This window comes from Sphaerisporangium rhizosphaerae (assembly GCF_042665155.1).
GTDB lineage: Bacteria > Actinomycetota > Actinomycetes > Streptosporangiales > Streptosporangiaceae > Sphaerisporangium > Sphaerisporangium rhizosphaerae.
The window spans coordinates 278,118-302,939 of sequence record NZ_JBHTCG010000008.1 but is presented as its reverse complement, the minus strand read 5'-3'; the positions used below and the strand labels follow the sequence as shown (position 1 = coordinate 302,939).

The 24,822-nt window shown below is 72.6% G+C and carries 21 protein-coding genes; 10 read left to right on the top strand and 11 right to left on the bottom strand.

Features of this window, described 5'->3' with window-relative positions:
- Positions 1-621: 621 nt before the first annotated feature.
- From mscL to ACFQSB_RS15200, 3 genes are all read right to left on the bottom strand, one after another.
- Positions 622-1,050, bottom strand: a complete 429-nt coding sequence (gene mscL / locus ACFQSB_RS15210; RefSeq protein WP_380827062.1) for a large conductance mechanosensitive channel protein MscL — start codon at positions 1,048-1,050, stop codon at positions 622-624.
- Positions 1,051-1,336: 286 nt separating this feature from the next.
- Positions 1,337-1,528: a DUF397 domain-containing protein gene (locus ACFQSB_RS15205; RefSeq protein ID WP_354916342.1), complete on the bottom strand. Its 192-nt coding sequence runs from the start codon at positions 1,526-1,528 to the stop codon at positions 1,337-1,339.
- A gap of 139 nt (positions 1,529-1,667) precedes the next feature.
- Positions 1,668-2,513, bottom strand: a complete 846-nt coding sequence (locus ACFQSB_RS15200; RefSeq protein WP_354916344.1) for a helix-turn-helix domain-containing protein — start codon at positions 2,511-2,513, stop codon at positions 1,668-1,670.
- A gap of 383 nt (positions 2,514-2,896) precedes the next feature.
- Here ACFQSB_RS15200 and ACFQSB_RS15195 point away from each other — a divergent pair, with 383 nt between their 5' ends.
- From ACFQSB_RS15195 to treZ, 4 genes are all read left to right on the top strand, one after another.
- Positions 2,897-3,208 carry a hypothetical protein gene (locus ACFQSB_RS15195; protein ID WP_354916347.1) on the top strand — a complete coding sequence of 104 codons (312 nt, stop codon included), beginning with the start codon at positions 2,897-2,899 and terminating at the stop codon, positions 3,206-3,208.
- A gap of 422 nt (positions 3,209-3,630) precedes the next feature.
- Positions 3,631-5,736, top strand: coding sequence for a glycogen debranching protein GlgX (glgX, locus tag ACFQSB_RS15190; RefSeq protein WP_380827061.1), 2,106 nt, complete (start codon positions 3,631-3,633; stop codon positions 5,734-5,736).
- A 54-nt stretch (positions 5,737-5,790) separates the two neighbouring features.
- On the top strand, positions 5,791-8,016 hold the full coding sequence (treY, locus tag ACFQSB_RS15185) for a malto-oligosyltrehalose synthase (protein ID WP_380827059.1): 2,226 nt from the start codon (positions 5,791-5,793) through the stop codon (positions 8,014-8,016).
- A 52-nt stretch (positions 8,017-8,068) separates the two neighbouring features.
- Entirely contained in the window at positions 8,069-9,793 is a 1,725-nt protein-coding gene (gene treZ, locus ACFQSB_RS15180; protein WP_380827057.1) for a malto-oligosyltrehalose trehalohydrolase, read from the top strand.
- Between the two features lie 79 nt (positions 9,794-9,872).
- Here treZ and ACFQSB_RS15175 read toward each other — a convergent pair whose 3' ends face one another.
- Both ACFQSB_RS15175 and ACFQSB_RS15170 read right to left on the bottom strand, forming a co-directional pair.
- A complete protein-coding gene (locus ACFQSB_RS15175; RefSeq protein WP_380827055.1) occupies positions 9,873-10,397 on the bottom strand; it encodes an RNA polymerase sigma factor in 525 nt (174 codons plus the stop codon).
- 180 nt (positions 10,398-10,577) lie between these two features.
- Positions 10,578-11,573, bottom strand: coding sequence for a MerR family transcriptional regulator (locus ACFQSB_RS15170; protein ID WP_380827053.1), 996 nt, complete (start codon positions 11,571-11,573; stop codon positions 10,578-10,580).
- Between the two features lie 122 nt (positions 11,574-11,695).
- Between ACFQSB_RS15170 and ACFQSB_RS15165 the strand changes: the two genes are divergently transcribed.
- Both ACFQSB_RS15165 and ACFQSB_RS15160 read left to right on the top strand, forming a co-directional pair.
- Positions 11,696-12,982: a cryptochrome/photolyase family protein gene (locus ACFQSB_RS15165; RefSeq protein WP_380827052.1), complete on the top strand. Its 1,287-nt coding sequence runs from the start codon at positions 11,696-11,698 to the stop codon at positions 12,980-12,982.
- Positions 12,983-13,285 (top strand): MTH1187 family thiamine-binding protein, encoded by a 303-nt coding sequence (locus tag ACFQSB_RS15160; RefSeq protein WP_354841681.1) that lies wholly within the window; start codon positions 12,983-12,985, stop codon positions 13,283-13,285.
- A 36-nt stretch (positions 13,286-13,321) separates the two neighbouring features.
- Here the strand turns inward: ACFQSB_RS15160 and ACFQSB_RS15155 are convergent, their stop codons facing one another.
- From ACFQSB_RS15155 to ACFQSB_RS15140, 4 genes are all read right to left on the bottom strand, one after another.
- Entirely contained in the window at positions 13,322-14,026 is a 705-nt protein-coding gene (locus tag ACFQSB_RS15155) for an FMN-binding negative transcriptional regulator (protein WP_380827050.1), read from the bottom strand.
- Between the two features lie 87 nt (positions 14,027-14,113).
- Positions 14,114-15,319 carry an ABC transporter permease gene (locus ACFQSB_RS40480; RefSeq protein ID WP_459117333.1) on the bottom strand — a complete coding sequence of 402 codons (1,206 nt, stop codon included), beginning with the start codon at positions 15,317-15,319 and terminating at the stop codon, positions 14,114-14,116.
- Entirely contained in the window at positions 15,316-16,311 is a 996-nt protein-coding gene (locus ACFQSB_RS15145) for an ABC transporter ATP-binding protein (protein ID WP_354841689.1), read from the bottom strand. Before ACFQSB_RS15145 ends, ACFQSB_RS40480 begins: the two co-directional genes overlap by 4 nt.
- A gap of 3 nt (positions 16,312-16,314) precedes the next feature.
- Positions 16,315-17,127 carry an ABC transporter permease gene (locus ACFQSB_RS15140; protein WP_380827048.1) on the bottom strand — a complete coding sequence of 271 codons (813 nt, stop codon included), beginning with the start codon at positions 17,125-17,127 and terminating at the stop codon, positions 16,315-16,317.
- Positions 17,128-17,191: 64 nt separating this feature from the next.
- Here ACFQSB_RS15140 and ACFQSB_RS15135 point away from each other — a divergent pair, with 64 nt between their 5' ends.
- Together ACFQSB_RS15135 and pgm are read left to right on the top strand one after the other, a co-directional pair.
- Entirely contained in the window at positions 17,192-18,187 is a 996-nt protein-coding gene (locus tag ACFQSB_RS15135; RefSeq protein ID WP_380827046.1) for a winged helix-turn-helix transcriptional regulator, read from the top strand.
- 107 nt (positions 18,188-18,294) lie between these two features.
- A complete protein-coding gene (gene pgm / locus ACFQSB_RS15130; RefSeq protein WP_380827045.1) occupies positions 18,295-19,944 on the top strand; it encodes a phosphoglucomutase (alpha-D-glucose-1,6-bisphosphate-dependent) in 1,650 nt (549 codons plus the stop codon).
- Between the two features lie 410 nt (positions 19,945-20,354).
- Here pgm and ACFQSB_RS15125 read toward each other — a convergent pair whose 3' ends face one another.
- Positions 20,355-21,002: a hypothetical protein gene (locus ACFQSB_RS15125; protein ID WP_380827044.1), complete on the bottom strand. Its 648-nt coding sequence runs from the start codon at positions 21,000-21,002 to the stop codon at positions 20,355-20,357.
- Positions 21,003-21,186: 184 nt separating this feature from the next.
- Between ACFQSB_RS15125 and ACFQSB_RS15120 the strand changes: the two genes are divergently transcribed.
- Together ACFQSB_RS15120 and ACFQSB_RS15115 are read left to right on the top strand one after the other, a co-directional pair.
- Positions 21,187-21,906, top strand: a complete 720-nt coding sequence (locus ACFQSB_RS15120; protein WP_380827041.1) for a response regulator transcription factor — start codon at positions 21,187-21,189, stop codon at positions 21,904-21,906.
- 10 nt (positions 21,907-21,916) lie between these two features.
- Positions 21,917-23,815 (top strand): HAMP domain-containing sensor histidine kinase, encoded by a 1,899-nt coding sequence (locus ACFQSB_RS15115; RefSeq protein WP_380827040.1) that lies wholly within the window; start codon positions 21,917-21,919, stop codon positions 23,813-23,815.
- A gap of 231 nt (positions 23,816-24,046) precedes the next feature.
- Here ACFQSB_RS15115 and ACFQSB_RS15110 read toward each other — a convergent pair whose 3' ends face one another.
- Positions 24,047-24,724 carry a uracil-DNA glycosylase gene (locus tag ACFQSB_RS15110; RefSeq protein ID WP_354841707.1) on the bottom strand — a complete coding sequence of 226 codons (678 nt, stop codon included), beginning with the start codon at positions 24,722-24,724 and terminating at the stop codon, positions 24,047-24,049.
- Positions 24,725-24,822 lie beyond the last annotated feature (98 nt).

Below are 24,822 nucleotides of genomic sequence, written 5' to 3'. Positions count from 1 at the left end.
CCCTGTCAGAGATTCCTGCTCGGCAGGGGTCGGACGGGCGGCCCGGCGGGGCGGCGGCGGGGAGCGCCGTAGGCCACAGACCTGCTCAGCCACCCTCGGACATGCCTGTGACCGCACGGGCGAGAGGCCCGCGCGGGCGCAAGTGTTACCGCAGCGTTACCTCAAGTCTCTAGCGGGTGGTTGTTCCGTTCCATCCAGCCTGAGACGTCTATCGGCGTTAGTCGCTCTATGGGTGATATGGGCGGTTGGTTGCTCTAAGAGGGCTTTAGTGGCTGATGTCCTTCATGCCGCAGGCATTGGCGATCAGCTCGAAGAGGTCTCGAACGGGTCGCCGGCGGGACGGGCGTTACCGAGGAGGCGCTCGGCCCGGCCGGGCCACCCAGAACCGGTGGTGGCCCACTCCACGGCCCCGCGGGCCGGCTCGGTGCTCCTGCTGCGTGCGTCACCCGGCGTGTCCCCCACTCCGACGGCGCCAGGTCCAGGATCGACACAGGGACGCTCGACCCGCCACGGGCGACACCAGGGTCAGATCACTCACAACCCCCACAACCCGCCGGCGATGCCCCCTATTCCGTCGAGGATGGGACGGGTCTCACGCCGATGAAACCACTCCGGCGGGTCTCACGCCGGCGGGCGGTCGTCGGCCGGGACGGTGACGAGCTCGGCGGTGCAGAAGGCGCAGCGGCGCGCCTCGACGGGGATGTCGCTCAGGCACTCGGGGCACTTCTTCTCGGTGCTCTTCTTGTCCCGGTCGAGGTAGGAGATCAGCCGGGTCATCGGCATCACCACGAGCCAGTAGATCACCGCGGCGATGATCAGGAAGGTGAGCAGGTGGTTGACGAAATCCCCGTACTTGAACTGCGCCCCGTTGAGGGTGAAGGAGTACTTGGAGAAGTCGGGGTTGCGCCCGCCGGTCACCGCGCCGATCAGCGGCGTGATCAGGTCGGCCACCAGCGCCTGCACCAGGCCGCTGAAAGTGGCTCCGACGACCACCGCCACGGCCAGCTCGACCAGGTTGCCGCGCATCAGGAACTTCTTGAATCCACCCATCTCAGGGTCCTCCGGGGGGAGTGTCACCGGCTCGGAGCCGGTCGGCTACCCGGCCACCGTCCCGCAAACCCTCGACGGGGTGCGGGCCGGGCCGGCTCGGGGGGAACGGCCGGAGCCGGCGACGGCGTCCGGAATTCGTCGTGATGACGATATCCTATTTCGTCGTGGTGACGATATCGAGCGGGTGCCATAAAGGCGGGGGCCGGACAATGGGCGCCGGTCCGGGAAAGCCGGAGGCGGGCTTGTGCCGGCCCGCCCCCGGCCTCGGTCCCAAACCGTCTCTTTGCTATTCGGAGAGACTCCGCAGGTCGAACTCGCCTTTCTTGGCGCCGTCGATGAAGGCCAGCCACTCGTCCTCGGTGTAGACGAGCACCGGACTGTCGGGATCCTTCGAGTCGCGGACAGCTATGTGACCGCCGGTGGCGGCGACCTCGACACAATGCTCGGCGTTGCACCGGCTGGCGGAGCGCCATCGCACGTCGTTATCATACGAGGATGATGAGAGCCTCATGAATTCCCCTGATGGTCGTCGAAGTGACAGGATCACCCAGGAGGGATGTCCATATCCGGCATTATGCCACCAGAAGATCATCGAGGCGTCCGTTCACCCCTCTTGATCAGGATCTGTATTTCTGCGAGACTTCCTCGATGAGCGCGCGGGAGGCGCCCTGCCCGAGACCCACGGCGCGCAGATGGCCGATGAGGTCGCGGTAGGCCTGCAGTTCCTTCTCTTTACGGAAGTACTCGATTCGCCCGCCGACTTCTTGATATATGACGTCGGGAATGGGGTCGGCCATCTCGAGCAGCGTGAAGGTCTCGTTCAGCCCTTTGTGGGAGCCCGCGCTGAACGGGATGACCTGCAACGACATGCGGTGGCGCCCCGAGAGCTCCAGCAGGTGCGACAATTGTTCGTACATTACCCTCTCGTCGCCGACCCGGCGGTGGAGGGCCGACTCGTCGACGATGATGTGCAGGCGCGGCGGGTCTTTCTTGTGCAGGATGTCCTGCCGGCGCATCCGCAACTCGACGCGCTTGGCCAGGGTTTCGGCGCTTATTCTGCCCGCCACTCCCTTGATGATGGCGCGGGCGTAGCCGGACGTCTGCACGATGCCGGGAAATATGCCGGTGTCGTAAGAGAAGATCGCGACGGCGTCCGCTTCGTGGCCGATGTAGGCGCGGAATTTCTCGTCGGGGTATTCCTCCCACCACTCCGACGCGCGCGCCTCGCGGGCCATCGCTATCAGGACGGCCGCCTCGGCCGGGTCGGCGCCGTAGATGGCGCACAGATCGCGCACGTCGCGCGGGATGACGCCGCGCGCGGCGGTCTCCAGGCGGCTGATCTTGGCCACCGAGCACTCGAGCCTCTGCGCCGCCTCTTTCATGGTGAGACCGGCGTCCATCCGCAGCGCGCGCAGCCGGGTGGCGACCTCATGGTGTCGGAGCGACGGATTGATCCCGGCCATGACCTGCTCACCTCGCCTCGGCGCGGTGATCGCCTTCTCGGGTGCGCGGTCACCGCTGATGCCGAGTCTCCTCCGTACTGTTAGGGCGCACACTACTCATGCCCTATGGGCAGCAAGGTGCTCGCCGGAGATACTTTCCTGTGGCAATTGCCAATGGCGGTTGCTCTTGGCATCAACCCGGGTAAACGTAAGGTTAGCCCCTACAGAGAGGACGTCACTCCCTAAGAGCCGCCTCCTCGCGGGGTGGCCGTCCCCTGCGGGAGGGGGAGGGCCGGGCCGCGAGGCGGGCGGCGGACGGGTGGCGTTCCCGGGGGCGCGTTGAGGCCGGGTCCGGTGGTGGGGGCATCGACCGGCTCCCGACCACCGCGAGAGGACCGATCCCTATGAATGTGAGCCCCGCCGGGATCGCCACCACCCTGTGGACCCACATACGCGAACACGCCCTCGCCCGTAACTGGGAGCTCAGCGACGCCTTCTTCGCTGAGATCGACGGCTTCGCGTGGGTGCAGGGATGGGCGATCGTCCGGCGCCGGACGCGCCACACCTACCGCGACCCCCGGTTCGACCGGGTGGTCGTGTGCTGCACCTGCGGGGGGAACGGCAGGGGGGAGAGCGGCCGTCCGTGCCGCACCTGCAAGGGGGAAGGGCTGCTCAACTTCTTCGAGCCGCCTCCGGCCGCCAGGAAGAGCGCCTGACCCGGTACGGCGCGACCGTGCCGGGGGCCTGACGCCGCTCCGGACCGCGCCGCCGGCCCGCCGGGTCGCCGTCCAGTCCGGCCGGATCGCCGCCCGCATGGCCTCGCGGCGGCCAACTCCAGGTGTTCCTGTGATCAGGGTTGTTTAATGTGCCGCGCCTGCGGCAGGTCCCCAGCCGTGACCGAGTCGTGTGACCGCCCTGTTACCGCCCGAGTGTCCCCGACGGCCTCGACCTGCGGGTCAAGTAGCCTGGCACGGACTGCGCGGATCGCACGGGTGACAGGGTCGGCGCGGCGTCGCGGACAGCAGGTCACATTCATACAGCGCACGATGTCCTCCTGCGAGAAGTGATCTGGCGCACTGAGCTGCGCTGGTCGGCATGGTCAGGAGAACATGGGGCAAATCCCTATCCGGGTGGTGACATGATCGAGATTTGGCCCGGCGACCCCTATCCGCTCGGGGCTACATACGACGGCGCGGGCACGAACTTCGCGCTCTACACCGAGGTGGGCGAGCGTGTGGAGCTCTGCCTCTTCGGCGAGGACAACAAGGAGGAGCGCGTACCCCTCACCGAGTGCGAGGGTTTCGTGTGGCACGGATACCTGCCCGGCATCGGTCCGGGCCAGCGCTACGGCTACCGCGTCCACGGGCCCTACGACCCGGCGCGCGGCCAGCGCTGCAATCCGAGCAAGCTGCTGCTCGACCCCTACGCCAAGGCGATCGAGGGGGGTGTGAAGTGGGACCAGGCCGTCTACGGCTACCGCTTCGGCGACCCCGACAGCCGCGAGGACACCGACTCGGCGCCGTTCGTGCCGAAGTCCATCGTGGTCAACCCGTTCTTCGGGTGGGGCCACGACCGGCCGCCCGCGACGCCGTACCACGACACGGTGATCTACGAGGCGCACGTCCGCGGCCTGACGATCCAGCATCCGCGCATCCCTGAGCGCATCAGGGGCACCTACGCCGCGCTCGGGCACCCGGAGATCATCGACCATCTGACGGGGCTCGGGGTGACCGCGGTCGAGCTGATGCCGGTGCACCAGTTCGTCACCGACGACACCCTCCAGCAGCGCGGGCTGACCAACTACTGGGGCTACAACACCATCGGCTTCTTCGCCCCGCACAACGCCTACTCCAGCTCCGGCGAGCGGGGCGGGCAGGTGCTGGAGTTCAAGGCCATGGTCAAGGCCCTGCACGAGGCGAACATCGAGGTCATCCTCGACGTCGTCTACAACCACACGGCCGAGGGCAACCACCTCGGGCCGACGCTCAGCATGCGCGGCATCGACAACGAGGCCTACTACCGGCTCGTCGACGACGACCAGCGCTACTACATGGACACCACCGGCACCGGCAACAGCCTGCTCATGCGCTCGCCGCACACGCTGCAGATGATCATGGACTCGCTGCGCTACTGGGTCATCGAGATGCACGTCGACGGCTTCCGCTTCGACCTCGCCTCGACGCTGGCCCGGGAGCTGCACGAGGTCGACCGGCTGTCGGCCTTCTTCGACCTGGTCCAGCAGGACCCGGTGCTCAGCCAGGTCAAGCTGATCGCCGAGCCGTGGGACGTCGGGCCGGGCGGTTACCAGGTGGGCAACTTCCCGCCCCGCTGGACCGAGTGGAACGGCCGCTACCGCGACACGATCCGCGACATGTGGCGCGGCGAGCCGGCCGCGCTGCCGGAGTTCGCCTCGCGGCTCACCGGCTCCAGCGACCTCTACCAGGACGACAGCCGGCGCCCCGCGGCGTCCATCAACTTCGTCACCTGCCACGACGGCTTCACGCTGCAGGACCTGGTGTCCTACAACCACAAGCACAACGAGGCCAACGGCGAGGGCAACCGCGACGGCACCGACGACAACCGGTCGTGGAACTGCGGCGAGGAGGGCGCCGCGGGCGTGGCCGTGGAGGCGCTGCGCGAGCAGCAGAAGCGCAACTTCCTCACCACGCTGTTCCTGTCGCAGGGCGTGCCGATGCTCTCCCACGGCGACGAGCTGGGCCGCAGCCAGCAGGGCAACAACAACGCCTACTGCCAGGACAACGAGATCAGCTGGGTCGACTGGTCCGACATCAAGGAGAACTGGCTGCTGCTGGAGTTCACCCAGCGGCTGGCACGGTTGCGGCGCGACCACCCGGTGTTCCGGCGCAGGCGCTTCTTCTTCGGCCGCGCGGTCCGCGGGTCGGGCGACGACCTGAGCGACATCGCCTGGCTCACCCCCGGCGGCGGCGAGATGGCCGACGCCGACTGGCACAACGGCTACGCCCGCTCGCTGTGCGTGTTCCTCAACGGGGAGGCCATCACCGAGCCCGACCGGCGCGGCCGGCGGGTCGTGGACGACTCCTTCCTGCTGATGTTCAACGCCCATCACGAGACCATCCAGTTCACGATCCCCAAGGACTTCGGTGACGCCTGGGTCCCGGAGATCGACACCGCGGTGCCGATCGCCATCGACACCAAGCTCTACCGCGCCAAGGAGGAGGTGCCGGTGGAAGGCCGATCGGTGCGGGTCCTGCGCCGCGCCTGACCACGCCGCGCCCGCTCCGGCATGCCCGACGAGACACCCGCGAAGGAACACGACGTGACCGAACCGGCGAAGCCCACGGCGACCTACCGGCTCCAGCTCACCCCCCGCTTCGGGTTCGGGGAGGCGAAGGCCCTGGTCGGCTACCTGACCGAGCTGGGCGTGAGCCACCTGTACCTCTCGCCGATCCTGCAGGCGGTGCCCTCGTCCGAGCACGGGTACGACGTGACCGACCACACGCGGGTCAGGGCGGAGTTCGGCGGGGTGGAGGGGTTGCAGAGCCTGGCGGCGGCGGGCCTGCCCCTGGTCGTGGACATCGTGCCGAACCACATGACGGTGCCCGTCCCCGAGTCGGGCAACGCCCGGCTCTGGGACGTGCTGGCGCACGGGCCGCAGGCCGGTTCGGCGCGGTGGTTCGACATCGACTGGCAGGGCGGCGGCGGCAAGGTCGCCATGCCCGTGCTGGGCGACGAGACCGACCTGGAGGCCGAGGTGGTGGCCGACGGCGACGTGCTGCGCTATTACGAGCACGAGTTCCCGGTACGGCCGGGCAGCGGCGGGCGCCTGGCCGACCAGCACTACCGGCTGGTGCCGTGGCGGCGGCCGCCCGGCTACCGGCGGTTCTTCGACGTGTCCTCGCTCATCGGCCTGCGGGTCGAGGACCCGGAGGTCTTCGAGGCGACGCACGAGGTGATCCTTTCGCTGGTCGCCGAGGGCGTGGTCAGCGGGCTGCGGGTGGACCATCCCGACGGGCTGGCCGACCCGCGCGGCTATCTCGCCCGGCTGCGCGAGCTGGCCCCGGTGTGGACGGTCGCCGAGAAGATCCTGATCGACGACGAGCGGCTGCCGGACGACTGGGCGTGCGACGGCACCACGGGGTACGACGCGCTCAACATGGTGACCCGGCTGTTCGTCGACCCGGCGGGCGCCGAGCCGCTGCTGGAGCTGTTCGTCCGGCACACCGCCTTCCCCCGCGACTACGAGACGGTGCGCTACGAGGCCAAGAAGCAGGTGCTGGCCCAGTTCTTCACCGGGGAGGTCGAGCGGCTCACCCGGGAGCACCCCGAGCTGCGCGAGGCGATGGTCGAGCTGCTGGCCGCCATGCCCGTGTACCGCGCCTACGCGGTGCCGGGCGAGCGGCCGCCCGCCGAGACCGTCCGGCTGCTGCGCGAGGCGGGGGCGCGTGCGGCCCGGCACGCCGACCCGGCCGCCGTCGAGCGCGCCGTCGAGCTGGTCCTGTCCGGCCCCGCCGAGACGGTGACCCGCTTCCAGCAGACCTGCGGCCCGGTCATGGCCAAGGGGGTGGAGGACACCGCCCTGTACCGCTGGTACCCGCTGGCCTGCCTCAACGAGGTCGGCGGCGAGCCCGACCGGTTCGGCGTGCCGGCCGAGGAGTTCCACGCCTACTGCGCCGGCATGGCGCCGTACACGATGACCACGCTGTCCACCCACGACACCAAGCGCTCGGAGGACGTCCGCGCGCGGCTCGCGGTGCTGTCGGAGCTGCACCAGGAGTGGGCCGAGGCGGTCGCCGGCTGGTCCGAGCGGGTGTCCTTCGACCCCAAGCTCGACTACTTCGCCTGGCAGAACCTCATGGCGGCCTGGCCGATCAGCGTGGAGCGCTTCAGCGACTACCTGTACAAGGCGGCCAGGGAGGCCAAGACCTCCATCTCGTGGATCAGCCCGGACGCCGCCTACGAGAAGGGCGTGCGCGACTTCGCGGCGCGGGCGATCGACGTCTGCGGGCCGTCGGTCGCCGCCTTCACCGAGCGGGTCGACCGGTACGCCAGGGTCAACTCGCTGGGCCAGAAGCTCGTGCAACTGATGATGCCGGGCATCCCCGACGTGTACCAGGGCAGCGAGACCACCGACTTCTCGCTGGTCGACCCGGACAACCGGCGGCCGGTGGACTTCGCCTACCGGCGATCGCTGCCGGCGGCACCGGACGCCGGTGGCTGGGACGCCGCCAAGTTCCTGGTGACCACCTCGGCGCTGCGCCTGCGCAAGCGGCTCGACGTGGCGGCCCCCTACGTCCCGATCTCCACCGGGGAGTCCGGCCCGGGACGCGATCACGCGATCGCCTTCGCCCGTGGTGACCGAGCCGTGGCGGTGGCCACCCGGCTGCCCGCCGGCCTTTCGCGCCGCGGTGGCTGGGGCGGCGCCACCCTCACGCTGCCGCCGGGGCGCTGGCGCGACCTGCTCACCGGCGCCCGGCACACCGGCCGCATCCCATTCGCGCACCTTCTGGGGCGTTATCCCGTGGCGCTGCTGGAAAAGGAATAGCAGGCGAGCCCCGCCGATGCGGCGGGGCCGCGCCGAATCCACGGGGAGGAACATGTTCGAGGTCTGGGCGCCCACGGCCGGTCGCGTCGAGGTGGAGATCGACAGGTCCGAACGGCATCCGATGGTCCGCGGCGAGGGCGGATGGTGGTCGGCGGAGGTGCCGGGCGCGGGCCACGGCACCGACTACGCCTTCAGCGTCGACGGCGGCGAGGCGTTCCCCGATCCGCGCACCCGGCGCCAGCCGTACGGCGTCTTCGGGCCGAGCCGCGTCTACGAGCACGACCGGTACGCCTGGGGCGACCGGGCGTGGCGGGGGCGCCAGCTTCCCGGTTCGGTGATCTACGAGCTGCACGTCGGCACCTTCACCCGCGAGGGCACCTTCGACGCGGCGATCGGCAGGCTGGACCACCTGGTGGCGCTCGGCGTCGACTTCGTCGAACTGCTGCCCGTCCCGCCCGTTCCCGGGCGCCACAACTGGGGCTACGACGGGGTGGACCTGTACGCCGTGCACGAGGAGTACGGCGGGCCGGACGGTCTCAAGCGCCTGGTGGACGCCTGTCACCAGGCGGGCATCGGCGTGCTGCTGGACGTGGTCTACAACCATCTCGGCCCCTCGGGCAACTTCCTCGCCCAGTTCGGCCCCTACCTCCACGAGTCGGCCTCCTCCTTCTGGGGGCAGGCGGTGAACCTGGACGGCGCGTGGTCGGACGAGGTGCGCCGGTACTTCATCGGCAACGCGGTGCAGTGGCTGCGCGACTACCACATGGACGGCCTGCGCCTGGACGCCGTGCACGCCTTCCACGACAAGCGGGCCGTGCACTTCCTGGAGGAGCTCGCGACCGAGGTGGACGCGCTGTCGGCCGCGCTCGGACGGCCGTTGACGCTGATCGCCGAATCCGACATGAACGACCCCCGCCTGGTCACCCCGCGCGAGGCGGGCGGGTACGGCCTGGCCGCGGTCTGGGACGACGACGTGCACCACGCCCTGCACTCCGCGCTGACCGGCGAGCGCCACGGGTACTACTGCGACTTCGGGCCCATGGACGTGCTGGCCAAGGTGCTCACCTCGGCCTACCTGCACGACGGCACCTACTCCACCTTCCGCGGGCGCACCCACGGCCGGTCCGTGGACCGCCTGCGCGTCTCTGGGCACCGGTTCGTGTGCGGCCTGCAGAACCACGACCAGATCGGCAACCGGGCCATGGGCGACCGGATGCCGTCCGAGGCGCTCAAGGTCGGCGCGGGCCTGCTGCTGACCTCGCCGTTCACCCCGATGCTGTTCATGGGCGAGGAGTGGGGCGCGAGCACGCCGTTCCTGTTCTTCACCGACCACATCGAGCCGCACCTGGCGCAGGGTGAGAGCGAGCGCAGAGAGCGGGAGTTCCTCGGGCACGGCTACGACGACTGGGGGTCCAAGGCGCCCGACCCGCAGGACGAGGCCACCTTCCACCGCTCCAAGCTCGACTGGGACGAGCCGTCGTCGCCGGCGCACGCCGAGTTGCTGGCCTGGTACCGCGACCTGATCGCCTTGCGCAGGTCGTGTCCCGACCTGGCCGATCCCCGGCTGGACCGGGTGGCGGTGGAGGTGAGCGAGGAGGGCCGCTGGATCGTGGTCCACCGGGGCGCGCACCGCGTGGCGGCCAACCTGGGGGAGGCCCCGGTCACGGTCCCCGTCGCGAGCGGCGCCGTCCTGCTGGCCTCCGACCCCAAGGTGGGCTTCGCCGACGAGGGCCTGTCTCTGCCGCCGCACACCGTCGCCGTCGTCCGTCCCGCCTGACCGGGCGGGACGTGCCGCCCCGGCCGGGCGTGGGGAGCCCGCCCGGCGCCGGGCGGCTCGTCAGGGGGTGGCCGGCGGTTCAGGCGGCGGCCGAGGACAGGATCGTCGACAGGCGGCGCAGGCCGCGCGCCGTGCGGGCCTTGACGGTGCCGAGGGGCACGGCGAGCCGGTCGGCGATCTCGCGCTGGGTGAGGTCGGCGTAGTAGGCCAGCTCGATCGCCTCGCGCTGCGGGCCGGGCAGCACGGCGAGCGCCCTGCGCACCTGGTCGCGGCGGCCCAGCGTGTCGGCCATGTCCCGGCCGTCCCCGCCGGATGGTTCGATCACGCTCTCCAGGGGGACGGTCGTGAGCGTGCGGACCCGCAGGTGGTCGATGGCGCGGTTACGGGCGATGCCGAGCAGCCACGCCTCCAGGCTGCGGCCGGGGTCGTACCGGTGGCGCGAGCGCCAGACCTCGGAGAAGACCACCTGCCGGACGTCCTCGACGTCCTGCGGGGGGACGAACTTGCGCAGGTAGGAGGCGACCAGCCCGGCATGGGCGCGGTAGCACTCCGCCAGCGCGGCCTCTTCGCCTCGCGCCAGCCGTACGCCGAGCGTGCCCGCCATGACAACCCACCTTACGGTCGAAAACCTATTCATAACTTATTCAATGTGCCCGTCGTCGCCCGCACAACCAAGAGCGGGCATGTGCGTTCCACGACTGGGCAAAGCCGGAGCCGGTGCGGTGGAGAGGTGTCGCGGTCAGGGGCCGAGGGCGGCGCGGTCAGGGACCGAGGATGGCGGAGGTCAGGGGCCGAGGACGGCGCGGATCCGCGCCTGCGCCTCGCGGAGCGAGGCGACGCGGGTGACGCCCGGCGGCAGCCCGCCGTCCCACCAGCCGGGGCCGCCGACGAAGATCCGGCTGGCCGGGCGCAGCGCCGGCAGAGAACGCAGCGGCGCGGGGTCGCCCGTCGTGCCGACCTGCGACCAGACGAACACCGCCAGCGGCCCGACGCGCCGCATCGCCTCGGCCAGCGCGGCGTAGGGAGTGCGGGCGCCGAGGACGCGCGTCTCCAGGCGGTAGGCGGTGGTCAGCGCGGCGGCGAGCGCGTGCACCGGCAGAGTGTGCTGCTCCTCCTCCGCGCAGGCCAGCAGGACGGGACGGGGGTGGACCGGCCGCTCTGGCCGCGCGGACCGCCGGATCAGCGCGCTCAGCAGCCGCTCGGAGAACAGGTGCTCGATCTCGATGCCGGCCCCCGATCTCTCCTGACGCCGGGTGATCGCCGCGAACACCGGCTGGACCAGCCGCTCCCAGGTCCAGACGACCCCCTGCCGATCCAGCGCGGCGTGCAGGCACGCGGTGACCGCGTGGTCGTCAAGGTTCAGCACGGCGCGGGACAGAGCGGTCACACCCGGGACCGCCGTGTCCCGCGGCGGCGTCTGCGCGGCCCGTTCCTGGGCCGGTACGACCGAGCCGGGGTGCCCCGGCGCCTGCGCGGCCCGCTCCTCGGGGGGTGCGGCCGTGCCAGGGTGCCGCAGCGCCGACCGTGCGGCCTCGGCGGGGGGGACGCCCGCCTTGACCAGCCGGCTCATCTCCTCAAGGCGCACCAGGTCGGCGGCGTCGTAGCGGCGGTGCCCGCCGGGGCTGCGGTGGCTCGGGCCGATGCCGTAGCGCAGGTTCCAGGTGCGCAGGGTGGGCGCCGGCACGCCCAGACGCCGGGCGACCGCGCCGATGCCGAAGCCCGGTGACGCCTCTTCCGGCGGCTCGCTCTCGGTGCCCCGCCGGCCGCTCTCGTCGTCCATCCGTCCGCCCGCCTCGCCGCCCGCCGCGGGCGGGGCAGCGGGGCGCCCTCCTCGCCTGGTACTTCGCAACGACCGGCGCCGCTGGACGCAACCGGCCGCGGTGATCGCGCGAAGGCACAGGTGTGGAGACCGTCATCGTGCTGCTCACCAGAGATCTTCGTGTGCACGACCACCCGGCGCTGGCCGAGGCCTGCGCGCGGGCCCGGTCGGTGGTGCCGCTGTTCGTGCAGGATCCGGCGATACGGGCGCGCGGCCGCCAGAGGTTCCTGAACGAGGCGCTGCAGGACCTGCGGGCGTCGCTGCGCGAGCGCGGTGGCGACCTGGTGGTGCGCCGGGGCGACCCGGTGGAGGAGACGATGCGGCTGGCCGCAGAGCTGGGGGCGGAGGCCGTGTTCACCTCCGCCGACGTCAGCGCCTACGCCCGCCGGCGCGAGCGCCGCCTGGCCGAGGCGTGCGCCGCCCACCGGCTGCTCCTGCGCCTGTTCCCGGGCGTCACCGTGGTGCCGCCCGGCGCGCTCCAGCCCACCGGCGGAGACCACTATCGCGTGTTCACGCCGTACTGGCGGGCCTGGTCGGGCGCCGCCCGCAGGCCCGTCCTGCCGGCGCCGGACGCGGTGAGCCTGGCCCCGGGCGTGGAGCCGGGGGAGCTGCCGCCTCCCGGCCCGCCGCACGGCATGCTGCCGGGCGGCGAGACGGCCGGGCGCGGGCGGCTGGAGCACTGGCTGGCGCACGGCCTGGCCGGGTACGCCGAGGGCCACGACGACCTGCCGCGCGAGCGGACCTCCATGCTGAGCCCCTACCTGCGCTTCGGGTGCGTGTCGCCGTCGGAGGTCGCCGCGCGCGCGGAGGGCCGGCACGGCGGCGACGCCTTCGTGCGGCAGATCTGCTGGCGCGACTTCTACTACCAGGTCGCGCTCGCCTTCCCCGACCTGCCACGGCGCGACTACCGCGAGCGCCAGGTCGACTGGAACGACGACGGGGAGGCCGCGCAGGCGTGGCGCGAGGGCAGGACCGGGCTGCCGATCGTGGACGCCGGAATGCGCCAGCTCGCGGCCGAGGGATGGATGCACAACCGCGCCCGGCTCATCACCGGCTCCTATCTGACCCGGCGGCTGAAGGTCCACTGGCGCATCGGCGGCGAGCACTTCGCGGACCTGCTCCTGGACGCCGACATCCCCGACAACTGGGGCAACTGGCAGTGGGTGGCCGGCACGGGGAACGACACCCGGCCGAACCGGGTTCTCAACCCCGTCCGGCAGGCCAAGAAGTTCGACCCCGACGGCGAGTACGTCCGGCGGTACGTCCCCGAGCTGGCCGGCCTGCCGGTGGAGGCGGTCCACGAGCCGTGGAAGCTGGCCAGGCCGCTACCCGGCTACCCGGCGCCGCTGGTCGCCCTCGACAATGGATAGATGATCGTAGCCTTCTCGGTGACCCCCCTCGGCGTGGGCGAGGGCGTCGCCGAACCGGTGGCGCGGGCCGTCCGCGTCGTCCGCGAGAGCGGCCTGCCCAACAGCACCGACGCGATGTTCACCACCGTCGAGGGCGAGTGGGAAGAGGTGATGGACGTCGTCAGGCGCGCCGTCGAGGCCGTCGCCGAGGTCGCGCCGAGGGTGAGCCTGGTGCTCAAGGCGGACGTGCGCCAGGGGGTGAGCGACGCCATGACCTCCAAGGTCGCCTCCCTGGAGCGCCACCTGGAGCAGGGCACGGCCTGACGCGGCCGGGGGCGGCCGGGGGCGGCCGGGCAGGGGTCAGTCCTGGGCCGCCGCCTCGCGCAGAGCCGCCGCCTCCCGGGTGGCCTCCGCCTCGCGCATGGTCTCCGCCTCGCGCGCCGCCTCGCGCATGGCCCCGGCCGTCGCGCGGTCGGACTCCGAGCCGTCGAGCAGGCCGGCGACCACGCCCTCGACGTCGTCCCGGCCGCGGTTCTGGTTGAGCTTCCACTTGGCCTCGACGCGGGTGATGACGACCTCGACCCCGACGATGGCCCGCAGTTGCCCCTGGATGTAGGCGTCGGGGGCGTCGTCCACCGACCACGGCGCCGGGCGCCGCGACTCGTGCTCGTCGGTCAGGCGCCTGACCAGCGCCCCGGTCCAGGCCGGGTCGTCGTGGGCGACCAGCCGGCCGTAGACGTGGGCCGTCACGTAGTTCCAGGTGGGCACCACCCGGCCGTGCTCGCGCTTGGCGGCGTACCACGACGGGGACACGTAGGCGTCGGGCCCCCGGACGATCACCAGCGCCTCGGTGCCGCCGCCGGCGTGCCGCCACTGCTCGTTGTTGCGGGCCAGGTGCCCGAGCAGGGCCCCGTGCTCCCCGGCGGAGGGGTCGAACACGAACGGCACGAGGGTGGCGACCATGCCGCCGGGGGTCATGGTGATCAGGTCCGAGGCTCCGGCGCGCCCGAGCAGTTCGGCGACGGCGGCGGGGCCGGGGGCGGCGAAATGCCGGGGGATGTACATGGTCACTCCGGGCGTCGCGGGTGGTCGGGCGGAGCCGGCGGCCAGGGTGCCGGTGGGGGTGGACGGCGCCGATCGCTCTGGCCGCGATCAGAATAGTTTGAGGCGTCCGGTGCGCCGGGCGGTGGCCTCGCCAAGGCGCAGCGCCACGACGGCGGCCAGCACCAGCAGCGCCGAGAGCGCGCCCAGCGCCAGCAGGTCGGGCGCCAGGCCGGCCAGAGTGCGCCCGTCGAGCAGGGCGCCTCGCACGACGACCAGGCTGCCGGTGAGCGGGAGCACCGAGCCGGCCGCCCGCACCCATCCCGGCAGCGCGAACAGCGGCAGGCGTACCCCGGCGGCGAACCACATCGGGTCGTCCAGCAGCGTGTAGAGGAACGCCGAGTCCCGGGAGAAGATGAGCAGGGAGTTCAGGAAGGCGCCCCAGGCGACGGCCGGCACCAGCAGGGCGAGGAAGACCACGGCGTACATGGCCGGGTGGGCGACGTGGACCACGTCCAGCACGGTGAACATCGCCACCATGAAACAGGTGAACAGCCAGACGTTCTGCACCAGCGCGCCGAAGCCGTTGGCGACGACGATGGCCAGGCGGTTGGCGGGGGACAGGAACAGCAGCTCCAGCGTGCCGGTCACCCGTTCGAAGGAGAAGTGCCAGGCCGACTGCACCAGGGAGAAGAAGAAGGCGAACCCGAGCGTGCCGGTGGCCAGGAACGCCAGCAGCCGTCCGGGGTCGGCGGCGAGCGGCCAGCGCTCGGCGATCCCGGGCGTCGCCGCGAGCGGGCGCACCGTGTAGTAGGTGGCCGCGAGCTGCATCAGCGGCCAGATCAGCATCGAGAACACCACGAGCTTGCCGCCGAAGACGCGGCGGTGCTGCTTGAGCGCCTCGGCGGCGAACACCCTGCCCATGTGCCGCGCCGCCGCCACGGCGGAGATCCTCTCCGAATGGACGGCCTGCCCGTCGGCCGTGGTGCTCCTGGAGGGGGTGGCGTGCCCGTCTGAGGGGGTCTTCGCCGAGGGGCTCGTGGGCTCGTGCGCCGTGATCCTCTTCTGCCGGCGGCGGGGCGCCCGGATCACGGGGTGGCCTCTCTCGTGCGCGGGTCCGGGGTCGCCGGGCGGGCGCAGCCCGTACAGCAGGGCCTCGTGCGGGCGCAGGGCGGAGTGCGGCAGCGCCTCGCGTGGTCCGCGGTGCTCCTCGCGTGGTCCGCGGTGCTCCTCGCGTGGTCCGCGGTGCTCCTCGCGTGGTCCGCGGTGCTCCTCGCGCGGTTCGCGCCGGTTCTCGCGCGGTTCGCGGTCGTTCATGCGGTGACCAGCCCGGCCTCGTCGTTGAGGGTGAGGATGGCGTCCTCCAGGGAGGGCTCGGCCACCTCCAGCCCGGCCAGGGTGCCGCCCGCGTCCACGATCGCCATGGTCAGCGGGCCGGCGATCTCGTCGGGATGGCTGAGCGAGACGGTCATGTCGCCGTTCTCGGCGACCTCGACGTCGGCGCGGGCGCCGAGCCGCCCGGCGAAGGCGGCCACGGCCGACTCCACCCGCGCGGAGTGCCCGGCGACGGTGACCCGCACCCGGCGGTGGCAGCCGGTCCGCGCGGTCAGCTCGGCGGGGCTGCCCTCCGTCAGGTGCCTGCCGTCCCCGATGACGTACACGTGCCGGCACAGCTCCTCGACCTCGGCCAGATAGTGCGAGGTGAGCAGCACGCCCTTGCCCTCCCGGGCGAGCCGGGCGACCACGCGGCGCAGGTCGCGGGCGATGGGCGCGTCCAGGCCGAGGGTCGGCTCGTCCAGCAGCAGGTAGGCGGGGTCGTTGATCAGTCCGCGGGCGATGGACAGCCGCTGGGCCATGCCGCGCGAATAGCGTTCGACCACGGTGTCGGCGGCGGCGTCCAGCCCGACCAGGGCGAGCAGCTCGTCGATGCGGGGACGCAGCACGCCGCGCGGCACGTCGTAGAGCTGGCCGAAGTACCACAGGTTCTCCCGGCCGGTCATCCGGGCGTAGACCATGCGCTCGCCGCCCGCGATGAGGTTGATCCGGCGGCGCACCGCGTTCGGGTCCCTGAGCGGGTCCAGGCCGTCCACCCGCACGGTGCCGGAGGTCTGCCGCAACAGCGTGGCGATGATCTTGATGGTGGTGGTCTTGCCCGCGCCGTTCAGCCCGAGCAGGCCGGTCACCCGGCCCGGCGGGATCGCCAGGGTCAGCCCGTCCACCGCGGTGGTGACGGCGCGGCCGGAGCGGCGGCGCACGATGCCGGCGCGGCCGGCGCGGAACTCCTTGCGCAGGTCCTCGGTCTCGATCATGGATCAGTAGCTCCTCTCCATCGCGCGCCGTTCGGCGCGCGGCAGCCACAGCAGTCCGGCGACGCCGTAGGCGCAGCCGAGGGCGAGGGCGACGGCGAGCCGGCCGGGCGGCGCGCCCGTTCCGGTGGTGAAGACGCCGCGCACGACGTCCATGGCCGCGGTGGTGGGCACCGGCTCGCCGAGCCACTGGAGTGCCGCCGGCAGGTCCTGGCGGGGGAAGGTGAAGCCGGAAAGCAGGGCGATGGCGAAGAACACGGTGTTCTGCGTGATGTGCGCCTCGCCCGCGGCGATCATCGCGGCGCTCAGCACCATGGACATGCCGAACACCGCCACGGCCAGGGTGAGCAGCGCGGTCAGGGCGCCCGCGGCGCCGCTCGCCGACGGGCGCACGCCGAGCGCCAGCGCGCAGGCGAGCAGGACGGCCACCTCCAGGACGATGGCGGTGAAGGCGAACGCGGCGAAGCCGAGCAGGTAGGGCAGGCGGGCCGCGGGCGCGACCAGCAGCGCTCCCATCGTCCCTTCGCGCTGCTCCTGGATGAGGGCCTTGGCCACCCACAGGACGCCGTGCGTGGTGAACATGAACGCCGCGGCGCCGACGGTGATGTATCCGAGGTAGTCGGCCGAGCCGGTCGTGGCCGCGAAGTCGCCGGCCACCCGGCCGCCGCCGATGGCCGTGAGGCCGAGGTGGGCGAGGCCGACGGTGAACACGCCGAGCATGAGCGTGCCGATGAAGTACGACCACGGATAGGCGTGCCTGGTGATCGTCCAGGTGCGGAGAAAGGTCGCCCAGAGGACGCGTGCCGGGGGGCTGAGCATATAAGTCTCCTTTAGAAACTGATTAGTTTCTATCAGAGACCCGCTGAGGGCGTAAAGTGGCCGCATGGCACGGGAACCTCGCGGGCACGATCTCCAGTGCGCGATCGCGCAGGCCGCCGCGGTGATCGGCGACTGGTGGAGCCTGCTGATCGTCCGCGAGGTGACGCGGGGCCACCACCGCTTCGAGGAGCTGCTCGCCGAGCTCGGCATCTCGCGCAAGGTGCTGACCGAACGGCTCCGGCACCTCGTCGAGCACCAGGTGCTCGACCGGCGCCCCTACCAGAGCGGCCCGGCGCGGCATGAGTACGTCCTGACCGGCACCGGTCGGGCGCTCGCGCCGGTGCTCATCTCGATGCAGGACTGGGCCGACCGCTGGCTGCTCGCCGACGGGGCCCTCACCGGCACCGCCGACCCCGACAGCGCCGAGGCCGGCCGCGTCCACGGCCTGCTCGGCTCCCGCGTCCCCCACCCGCTCGCTCTCCCTGCCACCCTCCCGCCGCCGGTGAGCGAGTCCGGGAAGCCGGGCGGCCAGGCCTCGGAAGGGACGGCGAAAGGGCCCGGCGCGCAGGCGTCCCCTGCGCCGCTCGACGTGGTGGCGGACGCCGCGGCCACGGTGCTGTTCGCCTATCCGGCGACCGGCGTTCCCGCGCCGCTGCCGCCCTACTGGGGCTCGCTGCCGGGCGCGGTCGGCTGCACGCTGGAGAACCGGCTGTTCCGCGACGTCCAGCCGGCCTTCGCCGCCGAGGGCGTCGCCGTCCACGGCGTCAGCACCCAGCGCCCCGACGAGCAGGAGGCCTTCGCGCGGGCCGAGGGGCTGACCTTCCCGCTGCTGTCGGACATGGACGCGCAGTTCGCCGCGGCCCTGCGGCTGCCGACCTTCCGCGCCGGGCAGACCCTCCGCCTCAAGCGCCTGATCCTGGTCGTGGACCGCGCCCGGACGGTGCACCATGTGATCTATCCCGTGCTCGACATCCCCGCCGCCGTCGAGGAGGCCGGCCACGCGGCCATGAAGATCGTCTCGGCGGCGCGGGCGGGTGATGGGGCGCCGGGCGGCGCTTGAGTACCATCGGCCGCGAGGCGCCATCCATGAGCGGCGATTCCCGGATGAACGGGATCTCTCGCGGGTAGTGCCCCCCTGACCGTAGAGCGGTGAGACGAGGAGTTCTCATGGTGCACGAGCGCGCTGGGCAGCCGGCGCAGGCATCCGACCTGGTGGACGTGGCCCGTCTCGTGACGGCGTACTACAGCCTGCGCCCCGACCCCGGCCGCGCGGAGCAGCGGGTCTCCTTCGGCACCTCGGGTCACCGCGGGTCCTCACTGGCCACGGCCTTCAACGAGGAGCACATCCTGGCCACCAGCCAGGCCATCTGCGAGTACCGCGCGGCACAGGGCACCGACGGCCCGCTCTTCCTCGGCATCGACACCCACGCGCTCTCCGAGCCCGCCCGGGTCTCGGCCCTGGAGGTCTTCGCCGCCAACGGCGTGACCGTCCTGATCGACGACCGGGACGGCTACACCCCGACGCCCGCGGTGTCGCACGCCATCCTCACCCACAACCGCGGCCGCACCTCCGGCCTGGCCGACGGCGTGGTGGTCACTCCGTCCCACAACCCGCCCGCCGACGGCGGCTACAAGTACAACCCGCCGAGCGGCGGCCCCGCCGACACCGACGCCACCTCCTGGATCCAGGACCGGGCGAACGCCCTGATCGCCGACGGACTGAAGGAGGTCCGCAGGATCCCCTACACGCGGGCCCTGGCCGCCGACACCACCGGGCGGTACGACTTCCTCGGCGCGTACGTCGACGACCTGCCCTCGGTGATCGACGTCGAGGCGATCCGCGGCGCGTCGGTGCGCATCGGCGCCGACCCGCTGGGCGGCGCCAGCGTCGCGTACTGGGGCGAGATCGCCGAGAGGCACGGGCTCGACCTCACCGTGGTCAACCCCGTGGTCGACCCGGCCTGGCGGTTCATGACGCTCGACTGGGACGGCAAGATCCGCATGGACTGCTCGTCGCCGTACGCGATGGCCTCGCTCATCGCCGGCCGGACGGCCTTCCAGGTGTCGACCGGCAACGACGCCGACGCCGACCGGCACGGCATCGTGACCCCCGACGGCGGGCTGATGAACCCCAACCACTACCTGGCCGTCGCCATCTCCTACCTGTGGGCCCACCGTCCCGGATGGCCGTCGGGCGCGCGGGTCGGCAAGACCATGGTCAGCAGCGGCATGATCGACCGCGTGGTGGCCGACCTTGGCCGTGAACTGTACGAGGTGCCGGTCGGCTTCAAGTGGTTCGTCGGCGGGCTGCTCGACGGCTCGCTCGGCTTCGGCGGCGAGGAGAGCGCCGGCGCGTCCTTCCTGCGGCGCGACGGCTCGGTCTGGACCACCGACAAGGACGGCATCATCCTGGCGCTGCTGGCCTCGGAGATCGTCGCGGTGACCGGCCGGTCCCCGAGCGAGCACTACGCCGACCTGACCGCCCGGTTCGGCGACCCGGCGTACGCGCGGGTGGACGCGCCCGCCACCAGGGCGCAGAAGGCCGTGCTGGCCCGGCTGTCGGCCGGCGACGTCACGGCGGACACGCTCGCCGGCGCCCCCGTCACCGCCGTGCAGACCGCGGCCCCCGGCAACGGGGCCGCCCTCGGCGGGATCAAGGTCGCGACGGCCGACGCCTGGTTCGCCGCCCGCCCGTCGGGGACGGAGGACGTCTACAAGATCTACGCCGAGTCCTTCAAGGGCCCCGAGCACCTGGCCGAGGTCCAGGACGAGGCCCGCGCCCTGGTCGGCGCCGCCCTTACCGGCTCCTCCGGCTGAGCCGCGCCGCTCTTTTGTCCTGGCGCCCACCTTCCGCCATGCCACTGCGCCCCGCCCACCTGGCCGAGGTCCGGGAAGAGGCCCGCGCCCTGGTGGGCGCCGCCCTTACCGGCTCCTCCGGCTGAGCCGCGCCGCTCTTTTGTCCTGGCGCCCACCTTCCGCCATGCCACTGCGCCCCGCCCACCTGGCCGAGGTCCGGGAAGAGGCCCGCGCCCTGGTGGGCGCCGCCCTTACCGGGTCCCGGCGCCCACCCACTCCGCCCCGCCCACCTTTTTCGGCCGGATGCCGCCGCTTCCCCCGGCCATGGGGTGGTGGTGATCGGCGCCGGGTCGGCGGGATGTGGTGCGGTGGATTCGGCGCCGAGATACGGCGCCCGGCCGTCGGGTCACGGGGCCGGGCGCCGTGGTGGGTCAGGCCGGACCAGGAGTGATGGCCGCCCCGCCGCCGTAGGCCTTCACACGGCACTCGTTCTGGATCTTCTCGATGTCCACGTCGTCCCCGGGAAGGCTGTCGTAGGTCCAGGAGATCGTGTTCGGGTCCGAGGCCTGCGGCGGTATCAGGTGCACCTTGAACCCGTGTCCCTGCAGGCACTTCACCTCACGCCGGACCGCATCGGCGTAGTGGGGGTTCTTCTTCGGATCCATCTCGGGCGGCAGCAGCGGTACCTTGTCCGCGCACGCCCGGCGCGCGGCCTCGTAGGTGGACTTCTCGGCCGGGGTCGGCTTCTCGCCGGCCCACTCGCCGGAACCGTGCTCCTTCAGGCAGTCGGCGTACGCCTTCCGGTAGCGGTGCACCTCCTCCTCGGTGCTGTCGAGCCGAAGCTGGGGACTTCCCTCGTCCGCCGCCGTCCGCCCGTCGTCGACGGCGGGCGCAGCCGCGGCCGCGCCCGCCGGCGACGACGCGGCGACGGGAGCCGGGTTCTGGGATCCGGAGTCCTGGGCCGCCGCGGTGCCGCAGGCGGCCAGTGCGAAGGAGCCGGCGACGAGTGCGGCGGCGAGGCCGGAGCCGCGGAGCCGGGACGTTCGCCCGCATGGGTCGGGTGCTGTGCGAAGAATCATGGGGACGAAGATGCCCGGCGGATGTGAGGAACCTGTCAGGAAACGATCAGGTGTTCTTGGTCCCGGCACCGCCCGCGGTCGAATGTCAGGAACCCGTCAGGAAGTGGTCACCGTCCTGTGATCCCCTCTCGCCTGGGGAGGAAGCGGGCGAAGCCTCGCCGCCGGGCCGCCTACGCTCACCATTATGTGCGCTTATGTCGTGGTCGCGGAGGACGACGTCAAACAGGCCGAGCTGGTCCGCCGCTATCTCGAACACGAGGGCCACGAGGTCGTCGCCGTGCACGACGGCCGGGCCGCGCTGGACGCCGTCCGCGACCGTGCCCCCGACCTGCTCGTGCTGGACGTCATGATGCCAGGAGTCGACGGGCTCGACGTGTGCCGCGTGCTGCGCGCCGAGTCCGACCTGCCGGTGCTGATGCTGACCGCCCGCGCCACCGAGGACGACCTGCTCCTCGGCCTGGATCTCGGCGCCGACGACTACATGACCAAGCCGTACAGCCCGCGCGAGCTGATGGCCCGGGTCCGCACGCTGCTGCGGCGCACCCGGGCGGCGGCCGCCGCCGCGCCCTCGCCGGCCGCGCCGCTGCGCGCGGGCGGGCTCAGCGTGGACCCGGCCCGCCACGAGGTGCGCGTGGACGGCGCGCCCGTCGAGTGCACTCCCGGGGAGTTCCAGCTGCTGGAGCTGATGGCGTCCCAGCCGGACCGGGTGTTCACCCGGCAGCAGATCCTCGGCCACCTGCACGGGTTCGACCGCTACATCACCTCCCGCACGGTCGACGTGCACGTCATGAACCTGCGCAAGAAGATCGAGCCGAACCCGCGCGCGCCCGTGCGGCTGGTCACCGTCTACGGGGTCGGCTACAAGCTGGCCGCGGTGGGCGGGCGGTCACCGGGCGATGCCTGAGGCGCCCCGTGTGATCCGGCGAGGCGGCCGGGTGCCGCCGGAGGCGGGACGGGCCGCGCGTGAGGTGCCGTTGCGGCGGAGCCTGCTGGTGCGGCTGCTGGCCGTCTCGGTGCTGGTGTCGCTGTGCTCGATCGCGGCGACCGCCTGGCTCACCGTCCGCAGCACGAGCGTCGCGATCAGGCAGGAGCAGGGGCAGGCGCTGGCCGACGACGCGCGGGTGTACGACGCGCTGCTCGGTTACGCGGCCGGCCACACCTCCTGGGACGGCGCCAGGCCGACCGTGGCCCGTCTGGCGGCGCGCATCGGACGCCGGATCACGCTGACCACCGAGGACCGCAGGACCCTCCTGGACTCCGACCGCGGCCCGCTCACGCTGCCGGCCCGCCCGGCGGCCGTCATCGAGCCGCTCGCCATCGACACCGCCCTCGCCGACACCGCGCTCGCCGCCGGCGCGGAGTCGGGCCGCATCGACCCGCGCGTCGTCGGGCCGTTCCGGCTGCCCGCGGGGGAGCGGCGGCGGCTCCGTGCCGCGGCCGAGCAGCGGGTGAGCTGTCTGCGCACGGTGTTCGGCGCCCCCGCGGAGATCGTGTACGGGCCGGGCGGTCGCCCGCGCGTCGAGACCCACGACGCCGGACTCGGCCTCGGCACGCGGTGCGCCAGTCAGGCGCTGGACAGGCCCACTCCGACCGAGGCCGCGGCGCTCGGCCGGCTCACCAAGCTGGTCAACACCTGCCTGGCCCGGCGCCGGGCGCCGGAGGTGCGGCTGGGCCTGGACTTCACCTGGACCCCGCTGCCCGGCCCCGCCCCGCGGATCCCTCCCGCGCGGGTGGCGGCGGTCGCGCGCGCCGCGTCGAAGGCGGGCGCCGCCCCCGTATCGGGCGAGTACGTGCCCGGGTGCATCGCCGCGAGCCGCCGCGAGCAGCTCGCGCCGTACGTGGCGCCGACCGCCCTGCTGTTCGTCAGCAGCCGCGGCGCGGACGCCTCGACGATCTTCGATCTGTCCCCGGCCAACCAGACGCGCATCGCCGGGGTCGCCGCGCTGGTGCTGCTGACCACCGTGACCGTGACCGCGCTGGCCGGCGTCCGGCTCGTCCGGCCGCTGCGCGCGCTGACCGGAGCGGCGCGGCGCATGGAGGAGGGGGACGTCACCGCCCGCGTCGCGGTGACCGGCGGGGACGAGATCGGCGCGCTCGCGGCGGCCTTCAACGCCATGTCCGAGCGGCGCGAGCGGCTCGAGGAACTGCGCACGGCGATGGTCAGCGACGTCGCCCACGAGCTGCGCACCCCGCTGAGCAACATCCGCGGCTGGCTGGAGGCGACCCAGGACGGCATCGCCGACCCCGACGCGGCGCTGGTGTCCTCGCTGCTGGAGGAGGCCCTGCTGCTCCAGCACGTCATCGACGACCTGCGCGACCTCGCCGAGGCGGACGCCGGCGAGCTGACGCTGCACAAGGAGCCCGTCGAGCCGGCCGAACTGCTGGAGCAGGTGGCCACCATGCACCGGGAGACGGCGCGGGCGGCGGGCGTCACGCTGTCGGCCGAGGTGGACGGCGAGCCCACGCTGGTCGCCGACCCGGTGCGGCTGCGCCAGGCGGTCGGCAACCTGGTGTCCAACGCGGTGCGGCACACCCCCGCCGGGGGAACGGTCGGCCTGCGCGCCCGCGGCGGGGACGGGCAGGTGGTGATCGAGGTCGCCGACACCGGGTGCGGCATCGCGCCGGAGGACCTCGCGCGGGTGTTCGAGCGGTTCTGGCGCGCGGACAGGTCGCGCAACCGGCGCACCGGCGGCAGCGGGCTCGGCCTCGCCATCGTCCGCAAGCTCGCCGAGGCGCACGGCGGCTCGGCCACCGTCGTGAGCGAGCCGGGCGCCGGCTCGGTCTTCACCCTCCGGCTCCCGGCCGGCGGCTGACCCGGACGAACCCCCGCCCGCCGTGGCAGGCGGGACGGAGGTCACCCGGCCGGATGGCCGAGGGCAGGACGGTCAGGGGCGGGATCGCTGAGTTCAGGGCCGGTCAGGTGGCGGGATCGCTGAGTTCAGGGGCGGTCAGGTGGCGGGATCGCTGAGTTCAGGGGCGGTCAGGTGGCGGGATCGCTGAGTTCAGGGGCGGTCAGGGGGCGGGATCGCGGGAAGGCGTGGCCGTCAGGGGAGCTTCCACTCGACGGGGGTGGCGCCCTGCTGCTCCAGGAGCTGGTTGGCGCGGCTGAAGGGCCGGCTGCCGAAGAAGCCGTTGCGGGCCGACAGCGGGCTCGGATGCGCGGACTCCACGCACGGCACCGGGCCGAGCATCGGCTTGAGCGAGCGGGCGTCGCGGCCCCACAGGATGGCGACCAGCGGAGTGCCGCGGGCGACCAGGGCGTGGATGGCCTGCTCGGTGACCTGCTCCCAGCCCTTGCCCCGGTGGGAGGCGGGCTTGCCGGGGGCGACGGTGAGGACCCTGTTGAGCAGCAGCACCCCCTGCTCGGTCCAGGGCGTGAGGTCGCCGTTGGAGGGCTGCGGGTGGCCGAGGTCGGCGGTGTACTCCTTGAAGATGTTGACCAGGCTACCCGGGATCGGGCGCACGTCCGGGGCCACCGAGAAGCTCAGGCCGACGGGATGGCCCGGCGTCGGGTAGGGATCCTGTCCGACGATGAGCACGCGCACCTGGTCGAAGGGCTGCTGGAAGGCCCTGAGCACGTTCTGCCCGGCGGGGAGGTACTGCCGGCCCTCGGCGATCTCCTGGCGGAGGAAGTCGCCGAGCGTCGAGATGCGCTGGGCGACCGGCTCCAGGGCGGAGGCCCACCCGGACTCGACGACTTCGGTTAATGGACGAGCGGTCATGCCGGGATCTTAGCCGCGTGGCGGCGCCCCCGAGTGCCCTTCCCGGCCGACCGGCGAGCCCGGGTGCCCGTCTGCCCCCGCGAGACGGGCACCCGGAG